This is a genomic window from Micromonospora sp. NPDC049044 (assembly GCF_040649215.1).
Classification (GTDB): Bacteria; Actinomycetota; Actinomycetes; order Mycobacteriales; family Micromonosporaceae; genus Micromonospora.
This window is the reverse complement of record NZ_JBEZFA010000013.1, coordinates 27,711-39,939: the sequence shown is the minus strand read 5'-3', so window position 1 is coordinate 39,939 and position 12,229 is coordinate 27,711. Positions and strand designations below refer to the sequence as shown.

General features: G+C 70.2%; 11 protein-coding genes. 6 read left to right on the top strand and 5 right to left on the bottom strand.

Features of this window, described 5'->3' with window-relative positions:
- Positions 1 to 293: 293 nt before the first annotated feature.
- The gene (locus tag AB0B85_RS13465; protein WP_357406848.1) at positions 294 to 1,400 is read right to left on the bottom strand and encodes a DUF5677 domain-containing protein; all 1,107 of its coding nucleotides are present in this window, start codon (positions 1,398 to 1,400) and stop codon (positions 294 to 296) included.
- A gap of 674 nt (positions 1,401 to 2,074) precedes the next feature.
- Here AB0B85_RS13465 and AB0B85_RS13460 point away from each other — a divergent pair.
- On the top strand, positions 2,075 to 2,611 hold the full coding sequence (locus AB0B85_RS13460; RefSeq protein ID WP_030333470.1) for an HNH endonuclease: 537 nt from the start codon (positions 2,075 to 2,077) through the stop codon (positions 2,609 to 2,611).
- Positions 2,612 to 2,690: 79 nt separating this feature from the next.
- Here the strand turns inward: AB0B85_RS13460 and AB0B85_RS13455 are convergent, their stop codons facing one another.
- Positions 2,691 to 4,271, bottom strand: a complete 1,581-nt coding sequence (locus AB0B85_RS13455; protein ID WP_357406846.1) for a DUF6194 family protein — start codon at positions 4,269 to 4,271, stop codon at positions 2,691 to 2,693.
- A 55-nt stretch (positions 4,272 to 4,326) separates the two neighbouring features.
- Between AB0B85_RS13455 and AB0B85_RS13450 the strand changes: the two genes are divergently transcribed.
- Complete coding sequence (locus AB0B85_RS13450) at positions 4,327 to 5,100, top strand: TioE family transcriptional regulator (protein ID WP_357406844.1); 774 nt, start codon at positions 4,327 to 4,329, stop codon at positions 5,098 to 5,100.
- On the opposite strand, the gene AB0B85_RS13445 is transcribed toward AB0B85_RS13450, so the two are convergent.
- The 3 genes from AB0B85_RS13445 to AB0B85_RS13435 all read right to left on the bottom strand — a co-directional run bounded on the left by AB0B85_RS13445 (position 5,043) and on the right by AB0B85_RS13435 (position 7,041).
- The gene (locus AB0B85_RS13445) at positions 5,043 to 5,819 is read right to left on the bottom strand and encodes a class F sortase (RefSeq protein WP_357407095.1); all 777 of its coding nucleotides are present in this window, start codon (positions 5,817 to 5,819) and stop codon (positions 5,043 to 5,045) included. The genes AB0B85_RS13450 and AB0B85_RS13445 overlap by 58 nt on opposite strands.
- Positions 5,820 to 5,921: 102 nt before the next feature.
- Positions 5,922 to 6,446, bottom strand: coding sequence for a hypothetical protein (locus tag AB0B85_RS13440; RefSeq protein ID WP_357406842.1), 525 nt, complete (start codon positions 6,444 to 6,446; stop codon positions 5,922 to 5,924).
- A gap of 142 nt (positions 6,447 to 6,588) precedes the next feature.
- Entirely contained in the window at positions 6,589 to 7,041 is a 453-nt protein-coding gene (locus AB0B85_RS13435) for an Lrp/AsnC family transcriptional regulator (protein ID WP_357406840.1), read from the bottom strand.
- 147 nt (positions 7,042 to 7,188) lie between these two features.
- On the opposite strand from AB0B85_RS13435, the gene AB0B85_RS13430 reads away from it, so the two are divergent.
- From AB0B85_RS13430 to AB0B85_RS13415, 4 genes are read left to right on the top strand one after another with little or no spacing between them, the layout of a single operon-like run.
- The gene (locus tag AB0B85_RS13430) at positions 7,189 to 8,091 is read left to right on the top strand and encodes a tryptophan 2,3-dioxygenase family protein (protein ID WP_357406838.1); all 903 of its coding nucleotides are present in this window, start codon (positions 7,189 to 7,191) and stop codon (positions 8,089 to 8,091) included.
- A 14-nt stretch (positions 8,092 to 8,105) separates the two neighbouring features.
- Positions 8,106 to 9,386: a kynureninase gene (gene kynU, locus AB0B85_RS13425; protein WP_357406836.1), complete on the top strand. Its 1,281-nt coding sequence runs from the start codon at positions 8,106 to 8,108 to the stop codon at positions 9,384 to 9,386.
- Positions 9,383 to 10,720: an NAD(P)/FAD-dependent oxidoreductase gene (locus AB0B85_RS13420; protein ID WP_357406834.1), complete on the top strand. Its 1,338-nt coding sequence runs from the start codon at positions 9,383 to 9,385 to the stop codon at positions 10,718 to 10,720. The genes kynU and AB0B85_RS13420 overlap by 4 nt, the downstream gene beginning before the upstream one ends.
- A 23-nt stretch (positions 10,721 to 10,743) precedes the next feature.
- The gene (locus tag AB0B85_RS13415; protein ID WP_357407093.1) at positions 10,744 to 12,225 is read left to right on the top strand and encodes a 2-hydroxymuconic semialdehyde dehydrogenase; all 1,482 of its coding nucleotides are present in this window, start codon (positions 10,744 to 10,746) and stop codon (positions 12,223 to 12,225) included.
- Positions 12,226 to 12,229: the final 4 nt, after the last annotated feature.

Genomic DNA, 12,229 nt, shown 5'->3' with positions numbered 1-12,229 from the left:
CGGGGTAGCCGCTGACTAGGTGTGGTCTGGCCTAAGTAGTGCCCCTGTGAGAACTTTCTGTACGAGATCAAGGCGGCCCGCTTCGCAGGCCGCTCGCGCCGTCGAACCTGGGCCGGGCCGGTGGCCCGCCGCTCGCGCCTTAGGCCTTCGGCCACAGCGCGATCGGTGATAGCCCGCCGGCGGCGCGACGGGGCACAGCGAGAAGCCCCGGGCCGCTTGGATCGGCAGCACGGGGCTTTATCTTAAACGACCAATCCCTGAATGCCGTTAGAGATCTGCCGGTTCGGGCTGGACTAAACTTGGTGAGGTTCTGAATCGGCAGCTGCGACGACTGCCCGTGCTGCTTCCTTCACCGCTTTATTCGAAAGGCATTCGTCGGGGTCGCCCGTCTCCCAGGCAAACTGCCGACAGAAGACCTCAGTGGCTAGTTCGATCAGCGCGGCTGAACCTTGTATTACGAAGAGCAGCCCGTCATCGTCGAGCGCGGCTCTGGTTGAGTTCAGATAGCGTTTGCTTACGTCGAACCCGTTCACGGTGGCGAAAGATCCGGCGTGGATGAGGTGATTAGCTGTGAGGTACATCGTCCTCCACCCGTGACCCGAGATGTGTCTGTCGAGGTCGGAGAATGTTATGCGACCTATAGGGCTGCGGAATAACGGCCTAGCCCACTCGAAAGGGCGTCGGATTTCTCGCCCATACTGAAGGAACAGCTTCCTGGCCCCAGCTTCAATCTCCGCAATCTCTGTGTCGACTTCATCCAGGGCTAGGGATCGAGCCTCCTTGTATCTCCGCTGCTCCTTTAGATCTGCCAGATACTCGATCGTTGCGTATGCCTGATAGCGTTCGCAAACCTCGTACGGCGCGATGGCCAGGGCGCATTGGATCATCACAAGCTCGTACAGCGTTCGCAGCCTGGCCGTAGCACCGTCTGAAAATCCCCCGAAAGCTAGGTGTCCAACTTCGGAACCTGTTTTGCATGCCCGCCCAAAGAGGCTTAGCAACACGAACATCTTAAGATCTGATCCGGTCAGGGCGTCATCTATGCCAGACTTGGTGGAGGCTTTCCGGGGTCCAGACGGATTGTCGCGCTTCCATTTGCGCACCATGTTGTCGATCGCGCGGGAGTGAATTTCTTCGCTAGTCGCTAATAGATGGTCGTATGCGTCAATAACTTCTTTCCGGTCACGGTGAATCTTGCGGCGTACCGTATGTCCAGTTCTACGCCGCCATGTCACACGAGATGCCGACCTCTCCCTGACTGCCTTCATCTGAGTAGGTACCAGCTCGTCGGCGAGAGAGACTGCCTCTTCCATGAGGCTGTCGATGTCGACATCCTCCGGTCGTCCAATCTCGCTAATGCGGGCATCGACAAACTGCAACAAGATCGATTCTTCCTGCATCGGACGCCTCCAGCAAGTAGGCAGCCGGACAGGATACATCCATAGCAGTGGAACCTCTACTCGATAATGCGGCCGGTTTCCTCTTGGTGGACGGGCTCCCTTGACGGCCGGTCTTGCATGCACGTGACCTCGGAAGTTCGAACTCCCGTCTGCGCTAACGCCATTCAGAAGGTCCAAGAGGTACGCCCCCGGCGGGGCGCTCGGGCGCTCTGGGATGGTGGGCGCCATCCCGACAACCTCCGTCCGGGCAGAGCCGAGCGGATGGGGCCTGCCCGGTCAAGGTCGTTCAGACGGTGGTGTGCTCCACCTTGACCGGGCAGGCCCCACCCACTCCACGGTGTGCGGACGAAGGCCGACGGGATGGCTTGAGGGCGCAGCAGCAGCGGGGCGGCCCGAAGATCATCGGGCACAGATCCGGCACAACTGAGGCTGGCAAGGGCTGTCAACCACTGTCAGGCAACGGCAAGGTTCGCCCAGCTCGGGCCGCGGATGTGAGCGATTGTTCATGATCCCTCTACCACGTAAGAGATTAGTACGTGCAATCCGGGGTCCGATCAGGGACTATTGGCGCAACGGACGTCGGTGATCGGCCCGGCGTCGACCGTGTGGGTGGTCATGCCCGCGCTCGGTCGACGGCGGTGCGCAGCAGCCGCTGAACCGGGAGGGTGATCGCGATGCCTGACATACGACCCACGGTGGGCTCTGGCGCTCTGGTCCTCAACGCCACCTACGAGCCGCTGTGTGTCGTGTCGGTGCGTCGCGCCGCGATTCTCGTCCTCTCCGCCAAGGCTGTCTGTGTCGCCGACGGCGATGGCATCCTGCACAGCGCCCGGGACGCGCTCCCGGTGCCCTCCGTGGTCCGGCTCACCCGCTTCGTCCGCGTGCCGTACCGCACCCACGTCGGGCTGTCCCGGCGGGCGATCTTCGCCCGGGACGGGTGGCGGTGCGCGTACTGCCGAGGCCCGGCCGAGACCATCGACCATGTCTTCCCCCGCAGTCGGGGCGGCCGGCACGCCTGGGAGAACGTGGTCGCCGCGTGCGCCCGGTGCAACCACACAAAGGGCGACAAGACGCCGGCGGAGATGGGGTGGCGGTTGCACGCGCTGCCCGCCGCGCCGAAGGGCACCGCCTGGCGGGTGCTGGGGCACCGCGCCCCCGATCCCCGTTGGGCCGACTGGCTGGACCTGCGGGAGCCGGAAGCCGCCGCCTGACTCCGCCAGCGGCGGCTGACCAGCCCGGATGTGCCGTTTGGTGCGGCTGCCCGGGTGCGATGCCCTCGGGGTTGCTGCCTCAGCGCTGCTTGCGGGTTGCCTTGCGTGCGGCGCGCTCGACTGCTCGTCCGTGTGCGACCGCCAGCAGCCGGTCGATCTCGGGCAGCAGTTGCGGACCGGGCATGACGATGCTCGCGAAGCCGTGCAGCGCGTAGCCGGGGTGCGGGGTGAGGGTGTCGAGCCGGGCGAAGTCGAATTCGTCCCGGTGGTCCTCGAACGCCTTGGGCGGAAAGCCGAAGAGTCGCTCGAACTCGTCCCGGCCCAGGTCCAGGTTGAGCCGGAAGACACCAGGGCGGTCCAACTGGGCGGCCTCGTCGAAGCCGGGCACGTCCTGCTCGACGATTGTGGCGAACGGCTGCCGGCGATCCGGGCCGACGAAGAAGAAACGGTCGCCCCAGGCCGCCTCGGGTGATCCGTTCTCCGCACTCGCCACTACCTGCTCGACGCCGGCCAGCGCGACGATCCGATCGGCGAGCACTGCCGCGTCGACGCCGGTCGGCACGTGCAGGACCACGTCGGCGTGTTCGATGGTGGTTCGGTCCAGCGGGAAGTAGCGGTAGTCGTGCGTCCGCCGCTCGGCCGGTGCGATGCCGGACGCCGGCACGTACCGGGGGATGCCCGTGTCCTGCTGGAGTCTGCCCTCATAGGTCGACGCGGCGGGCGCCTCGATGCCGAGCGCCGGGCTCGCGCCCAGGCTGCCGACGATCACCGCGTACCGGTCGGCCAGCAGCGTAGCGATGATCGCGCCGGCGCCGGCCCACGACACCTCCGTTGCGGCAAGCGTCATCGTGCCCGGCTGGCGCTGCAGGTGCGTGTTGTGCCCGAAGACCAGTGTGGGCCCACGGTGGGCCTCGACGGATCGGATCGCGAGCAGGTTCTCGGCCATCAGCGCGTCCCGGACCGCGGCCAGGCGGACGAAGCGTTCCTCCTGCGCCAGCGGTGCGGCGGCCGCGGCGTGGTAGCGCAGCACCGCGACCGCGGACGTCGCGTGCACGAGCGCCGTCGGCCAGCCCGCGGCCCGCGAGGGCGCCCGCAGGTACAACTCGGTAAGCAGGTCGTCGGCGAGCACCCGCAGTGCTTGGGCGTCGCTCGAGCGCCCCACCGACCGGCCCGGCTCCCAGACCGCGGCCGGGTCGGCCCACCGCGACTCGGCCCCGACCAGGTCGTCGATCTCGGCGGATCGGTCGAGGCCGAGGAAGTCACAGACCTGGGTGAGATAGCGACGCGGGCTCGGGGCGTTGTCCAACTCCAACGGCGCGTCGAAGCCGTGGAACGTCAGCCGTTCGGCGGGTGGTCGTCCCGCGTTCCACTCGCGCATCCGCACCAGGAGGTCGCGGTTGGCCGGGGCGGCGCCGAGCCCGTGGCTGAACCCTTCGGCGAGCGCCCGTTCGAGCGGCACTGCGGCGTCGCCCTGCACGAACGCGTCGGCGACCAGCCCGGCCGCCCGGTCGCTCTCCAGCGCGATCGACAGGTAGCCGTGCGCCGCCAGCGACATGAAGGCGTCGTTACGCAGTTGCAGGAAGGCGGGCTCGCCGTGCGTCGGCTCACCGAGCGCGAGTAGCTCCGGGGACACCCCGAGCAGGTCGAGAAAAGCTGGCATTCCATAAACCGTATCGTTGAACCAGCGGTTGAGACTCAGCAGCGATGGAGCACGGGTGCCGACCAACAAACCTTCAAACCATGGGGTACGCCGTCCGGTCGACCTCGCGCGTGTGCACGGTCTCTCCGCGCAGGCGGTGCGCAACTACGAACGAGACGGCGTCCTGCCGCCGGCGCAGCGCACACCGAACGGCTACCGCCGGTTCACCGAGACGCACGCCAAGGCGTTGAGTGCCTACCTCGCGCTGGTCGCCGGTCACGGCTACGCGGCCAGCGGCGAGATCATGCGGGCCGTCAACCGGGGCGAGACCGACGCGGCGTTGCGCACCATCGACAAGGGTCATGCTCTGCTCCAGCGCGACCGGGAGACCCTGGACGCGGTCGAGACGGCGGTGGTGGCACTGACCGCGACGCGGCCGCAACCGCAGACCCGGAAGCCCGTGTCGGTGAGCGTGCTGGCGCACCGCCTCGGTGTCCGACCCGCCACGCTGCGCAAGTGGGAGCGGGCCGGGGTGCTGCGACCGGGGCGCGATCCGGCGACCCACTACCGGGTCTACCTTCCGGACGACGTCCGCGATGCTGAGCTGGCCCACCTGTTGCGCCGCGGCGGGTACCGGCTCGACCACATCGCGGGCGTGTTGCGTCAGGTGCGCGGTGCGGGCGGCACCGAACCGCTCGCGGCGTCGCTGAGTCGGTGGCGGGCCCGGCTGACCGAGCGCGGCCGGGCGATGCTCACCGGGGCCGCCCGACTCGCCGACTACCTCGACGCCGCTCAACCACCGTCCCGCGCCTTGATCAGCGAGGCGAACACCACCACGTTGTCCGAATAGCCGGTCTCGCCGCCGACCCACTGTCCGCCGCAGGTGATCAGTCGCAGGCTCGGGTGGCTGAAGTCGCCGTACACCTCGTCCACCGGCAGCCGGCCCTTGTCGAACTTCTCCACCGAGTTCACCTCGAAGACCGCCACGCTGCGGTCGGTGCGGGTGACCTCGATCTGGTCGCCGTCACGCAGTTCGCGTAGACCGTGGAAGACCGCCGGCCCGCTTGTGGTGTCGACGTGCCCGACGATCACCGCCGGGCCGTACTGACCCGGGGTCGGTCCCTGGTCGTACCAGCCGGCCTCCTGGGCGCGGGCCGCGTCCGGCACCGCGATGGTGCCGTCCGGGGCGATGCCCACGTCGTGAACGGGTGCCCGCAGGTCGATCTTCTCGATGGCGAGGCTGGTCGGGCGGCTGGCCGGCAACACCGGGAACTTCTTCGGCGGCGGTCGGAACCCGGCGCTGAGCCGGTCCGGTAGCAGGCTCATCCCGGTCACCTGCTCGACGCCGAGCATCGCGACGATAAGCACCATCACCGCCGCGATGGCCAGCACCGGCAGCCCCGGTCCGGTACCGAAACGAGGTCGGAACGACAGCGGTCCGGTCGGTTGGCGCGGCGGCAGTGGGGCGGCGGCCGGATCCGGGGTGGCGACACTTGCCGACCCGGCCTGCCCGGCGACCCGACCCAGCCGGCCGGAGGCGCGGGCCACCAGCCGGCCGGAGGCGCGCAGCAGCGTCCCGGCCTGGAAGCGGGTACGGCGGTCCGGCCGCGCACGCGCGGCATCGCGGTCCCGCCGCGCACGCGCGGCATCGCGGGTCATGGGTCACCCGGCTCAGGAGCCGGCTCCGGTCCGACGTCGGCCGCCCGCCATCCCGAGCGCCACAGCGGTGGCGACCAGCGCCACGCCGCCGAGCACCAGCAACGAGCCGGTGCCCCGGCCGCCGGCCGTCCCGCCGCCGCCGGTCGCCGGTCCCTTACTGGGGGAGGCCATGTTCAGCACGGTGAGCATGGTCGACGACGTCTCGCCGTTCTCGCAGCGCAGGTCGACCGGGTAGTCGCCGGCCGCCTTGTCGCGCGGAATCGTGGCCTGCCCGGTCAGGAAGCCCTTGTCCGGTTTGAGCGTCACGGGCCCGAACGCGTCGGAGTGCACGCTGGACTGCCTGTTGTTGTTGTCGTTGTCGCAGCTCGCCTTGATGCTCACCCGGCTGCCGGCCTGGACGCTGTTCGGTGTCACCTCGACGAAGATGTTCTCGCCGGCACGTGCCGGCGCCACCGACATCAGGACGAACGCCCCGACCAGCGCGACAAGTGTCAGTGCGGACGAGAGCGCGCGGTTGATCGTGCGGATTGCCTGCATGATTTCCCCCCAACCGGCGACGACCGCCGGAACCCAACGCCCCTCATTCCGCCTCCGCGCCGCAGGGCGGCACTCCGGACGGAAGGACGGGCGTCACCTAGGCACGGCGCTGCTTTCCCGCTGGCTCGGGGCCAAACCCGGGTCAGCCGCGGCGGGGGCTGGGCAGCGAGGTGATCGGTCGCCAGTCGAGCGGGGAGGAGAGGACCATCGTGCTCGACGGCTGGCCGTACGGGGCGAGCCGGTCGATGACCGCCTCGAAGTCGCCGATCGAGCCGGCGGCCACCTTGAGCATGCTGCACGCGTCGCCGGTGATCCGGTGGATCTCCAGGATCTCCGGCCAGTCGGCCACCGCCGGGTCGTGCAGGATGCAGCGCGCGCCGTAGCAGGACATCCGGATCAGCGCGACAACTGTGCGCCCGGCTCGGGTCAGGTCGACGTGGGCGTGGTAGCCGGTCACCACGCCGGCCTCCTCCAGCCGGCGGACCCGCTCCGCGACGGCCGGCGGGGACAGGTGCACCCGCCGGGACAACTCGCTGAAGGAGAGCCGCGCGTCGGCCTGCAACTCGCGCAGCAGCGCCCAGTCCATGTCGTCCACGCTCAGACCTTACTTTCGTGAACTGATCTCGCCTAGTTGCCTTCGGTTTGCCAAGACAATGCCGCGAGCGCCGTTGATCCGGCATTCCGCAGGCCGATCCGGCCGCGAGATCATGACGTCGACAGGTCCGGGGGAGGGAGACGACTGGTGGATCAGACGGAGCGGCGGGTGCCGAACCGCCCCGCCTCGGTGCGGCCGGTGACCCCGCGACAGCGGGCCGCCCGGGCCGCGCGCAACGGCGGCGAGCCGACCCTGGAGTTCGCCGACCTGGTGCCCTACGACGCGTACGTGCGAGCCAGCGCGCTGCACCAGCTTCAGCAGCCCCTCAGCGACGACCCCGGCGAGATGTCCTTCCTGATGGTCAGCCAGATCATGGAGCTGTACTTCGGGCTGACCTGCCACGAGCTGCGGGAGACCCAGCGCCTGCTCCGCGCCGACCAGGTCTGGGACGCGCTGGCCCCGCTGCGCCGCGCCAAGCTGCACCTGGAGGGGCTCAACGCGGCCTGGCAGGGGCTGCGCTGGATGACGCCGGCCGACTTCAACAGGTTCCGCAACCTGCTCGGCGAGGGTTCCGGCTTCCAGTCGGCGATGTACCGCCACCTGGAATTCCTGTTCGGGCTGCGCGACCCGGCTCTGATCAGGCCGTTCCGCCGACAGGCCGAGGTGCACGGCGCGCTGAGCGCCGCGCTGGCCACCCCGAGCCTCTGGGACGACGTGGTCGCGCTGCTCGCCCGGCGCGGCTTCGACCTCCCCGCCGACCTGCTCGACCGGGATGTGGCGGTGGAGCACGACCCGCAGCCGTCGGTCGAGGCGGCCTGGGTACGGATCTACGCTGACACCGGCCCGGACAACCATCTGCGCCTGCTCGGTGAGGCGCTCAGCGGCGTCGCCGAGGAGTTCGGCGACTGGCGTTGGAACCACGTCAAGGCGGTGCAGCGGACGATGGGCGCCAAGGTCGGCAGCGGCGGCTCCGCCGGACTGGCGTGGCTGCAGCGCAGCATGTCCCGGGTGGTCTTCCCGGAGCTGTGGTCGGCCCGTACCGCGATGTGACCGGAGAGCGAGACATGCACACCCCTCAAGAAGAAGCGCAGCGCCGGGACGAGGCCGATCCCGGCCACCGGCACCTGTTCCACGTGCCGCCGGCCGATGGCGGCGACCACCCCGAGGCGGCGTACCTGGCCGGAAACTCGCTCGGCCTGCAACCCCGGGCCACCCGCGACGAACTCCTCGCCGACCTGGACGCCTGGGCCCGACACGGCGTGGAGGGGCACCTGGAGGCGGAGCGCGCCTGGCTGCCGTACCACGAGCTGTTGACCGCGCCGGCCGCCCGACTTGTCGGCGGCCGGCCCGCGGAGACCGTGGTGATGAACTCGCTCACCGTCAACCTGCACCTGCTGATGGTGAGTTTCTACCGCCCGGCCGGCGTCCGCACCCGCATCGTCATCGAGGACGCGGCGTTCCCCTCGGACAGCTACGCGGTGCGCAGCCAGGCCCGGTTCCACGGCCTGGACCCGGACGAGGCAGTGGTCCGGTTGCGTCCGCGCGCCGGTGAGGACGCCCTGCGCACCGAGGATGTGACCGACTACCTGGCCGCCGAGGGGGACCGGGTGGCACTGGTGCTGCTCGGCGGGGTCAACTACCTCACCGGTGAGCTGCTGGACATTCCGGCGATCACGGCTGCCGGGCGGGCGGCCGGGGCGGTGGTCGGCTGGGACCTGGCCCACGCTGTCGGCAACGTGCCGCTGGCCCTGCACGACTGGGACGTCGACTTCGCCGCCTGGTGCTCCTACAAGTACCTGAACGCAGGACCCGGTGCCCTGGCCGGCGTGTTCGTGCACGAGCGGCACCTCGGCGATCCGGACCTGCCCCGCTTCGAGGGTTGGTGGAGCACCGCAGCGGCCACCCGGTTCGAGATGACAGCGGTGTCCCGCCCACCGGCCACCGTGGAGGCCTGGCAGATCTCCAACCCGCCGATCTTCGCGATGGGTCCGGTGCGTACCTCGCTGGAGCTGTTCGACACGGTCGGCATGCCGGCGCTGCGGGCGCGCAGCCAGCGCCTCACCGGCTGGTTGGAGTCGCTGCTGGACGAGGTCGTCGTCGGCCGGCCGCTGCGGGTGGTCACCCCGCGCGACCCGGCCCGGCGGGGCTGCCAGCTCTCGGTGCGCATCGGCGCCGGCAGCGCCGCCGAGCTGACCAAACGCCTGCGGTACGAGCACGGCGTCATCGCCGACGCCCGGGAACCGGACGTCGTGCGGTTCGCCCCGGTGCCGCTCTACTCCACGTACCTCGACTGCTGGCGGGCCGCCGCCGCGCTGGCGGCGACTGTCGGGCAGGTCAACCCGTGACCGCGCGACGCGACGAGATCGCGATCATCGGCGCCGGGCTGGCCGGCTGCCTGGCCGCCTGTTTCCTGGCCCGGCGGGGCTATCCGGTGGCTCTCTACGAGCGCCGCGCCGACCCGCGCGACGGCACCGCCGAGCGGGGGCGCTCGATCAACCTGGCGCTCTCCGAGCGGGGCCTGGACGCGCTGCGCCGCATCGGGCTGGCCGAGCAGGTGCTCAGCGACGCGCTGCCGATGCGGGGTCGGATGATCCACCCGGTGGTGGGGGAGCAGCAGTTCCAGCCGTACAGCGCGGCCGGCGACCGGGCGATCAACTCGATCAGCCGGGGCGCGTTGAACAACGCCCTGCTGGACGAGGCCGCCGCGCTGCCCGGGGTGCGGGTCGTCTTCGACCACCGGCTGGTCGGGCTCGACCCGACCGACGGTTCGCTGAGCTTCGACACCCCGCAGGGTCCGGTCGCCGCGAAGGCGTCGGTCGTCCTCGGTGCCGACGGCGCCGGCTCCGCGGTGCGCGGGCAACTGCTCGGGTACGGGCTGCTTGACGAGCGCGTGGACTTCCTCGACTACGGCTACAAGGAGTTGACGATCCCGCCGCTGGGTGGGGACTTCGCCCTGGACCCGGACGCCCTGCACATCTGGCCGCGCGGCACCTCGATGATGATCGCTCTGCCGAACCCGGACCGCTCCTTCACCTGCACGCTGTTCTGGCCGAACGACGGCCCCGGCAGCTTCGCCGCGCTGACCGGCCCGGCGGAGATCGAAGAGCACTTCGCCGAGCACTACCCGGACGTCGTCCCGCTGGCCCCGAACCTTGTCGACGACTACCAGCACAACCCGGTGGGCGTGCTCGGCACTGTCCGCTGCGCACCGTGGCAGGTGTTCGGCACGGTCGGTCTGCTCGGCGACGCGGCGCACGCGATAGTGCCGTTCTACGGTCAGGGCGCCAACTGCGCGTTCGAGGACGTTGTCGAGTTGGACCGCTGCCTGGACGAGTGCGCCGACGACTGGTTGGCGGCGCTCCCGCTGTTCCAGCGACGCCGGCAGGAGAACGCCGAAGCCATCGCCACGATGGCACTCACCAACTTCGTGGAGATGCGGGACAAGGTCGCCTCGCCGGTCTTCCAGACCCGGCGGCGGGTGGAGCACGCACTGGAACGGGCCCTGCCCGGCCGGTACGTTTCGCAGTACGAGTTGGTGTCGTTCTCCACCACCCCGTACGCGCAGGTGCGCCGCCGGGTGCGCCGACAGCACCGGGTGCTCGGGGCGGTCGTCGGCGGGGCCGCGCTGCTGCTGGTCGGCGCGATCGGTGCGGCACTGAGCCGAGGGAGGCGCGCATGACCGGCACCTGGGAACCACGACTGATGGCCGGCCACGCGCCCGGTGGCCCGCACCGGTTGCGCAACTTCGTGGGCGGCGAGTTCGTCGACGGCGGAACGACGTTCGCCAAGGCCAGCCCGGTCACCGGGGAGCAGGTCTTCGAGGTGGTCGAGGCGTCGAAGTCCACTGTCGACGACGCGGTGGCCGCCGCCCGGGCGGCGTTGCGTGGGCCGTGGGGCCGGATGGGTGAGCGGGAACGCGCCGAGGTGCTGCGCCGGGTCGCCGACGAGCTGGAGCGCCGCTTCGACGACCTGGTCACCGCCGAGGTCGCCGACACCGGCAAGTCCATCGCCCAGGCCCGCACGCTCGACATCCCGCGCGGCGCGGCGAACTTCCGGGCGTTCGCGGAGATCGTGGCGACCGCGCCCACCGAGTCGTTCACGACTGTCACCCCGACCGGCGGCCGGGCGCTCAACTACGCGCTGCGCAAACCGGTGGGCGTGGTCGCGGTCATCGTGCCGTGGAACCTGCCGCTGCTGCTGCTCACCTGGAAGGTCGCTCCGGCGCTGGCCTGCGGCAACGCCGTGGTGGTCAAGCCCAGCGAGGAGACGCCGGCCTCGGCGACGGTGCTGGCCGAGGTGATGGCCGCCGCGGGCGTACCGGAGGGTGTGTTCAACCTGGTGCACGGGTTCGGGCCGGACTCGGCGGGGGAGTTCCTCACCCGCCACCCCGGGGTGGACGCGATCACCTTCACCGGCGAGTCGGCAACCGGCGGCGCGATCATGCGGGCCGCCGCCGACGGGGTCAAGGCGGTCAGCTTCGAGTTGGGCGGCAAGAACGCCGGCCTGGTCTTCGCCGACGCCGACCTGGACGCCGCGGTGGCCGGCTCGGTGCGGTCCAGCTTCACCAACGGCGGGCAGGTGTGTCTCTGCACCGAACGCATCTACGTGCAGCGTCAGGTCTTCGAGGAGTTCACCGCCCGGCTGGCGAAGCGGGCCGGTGAACTGGCGTACGGCTGGCCGACCGACGAGGCCACCGCCACCATGCCGCTGATCTCCCACCAGCACCGGGCGAAGGTGCTCGGCGCGTACGAGCTGGCCCGCGCCGAGGGCGCCGAGGTGCTGACCGGCGGCGGCGCGCCCACCTTCGGCGACGCCCGCGACGGCGGGTCGTACGTGCAGCCGACGGTGCTCACCGGGCTCGGCCCGGACGCCCGCACCAACCGCGAGGAGATCTTCGGGCCGGTGGTGCACGTGGCGCCGTTCGACACCGAGGACGAGGCGTACGCGTTGGCCAACGGCACCGAGTACGGCCTCGCGGCCACCGTGTGGACCCGGGACGTCGGTGTCGCACACCGGGCCGGTGCCCGACTGGACGCCGGCATCGTCTGGGTCAACACCTGGTTCCTGCGTGATCTGCGTACCCCGTTCGGCGGGGTGAAGGCGTCCGGCATCGGTCGGGAGGGCGGCGTGCACTCGCTGAACTTCTACTCCGAGCTGACGAACGTCTGCGTGGACCTGTCGTGAGCCG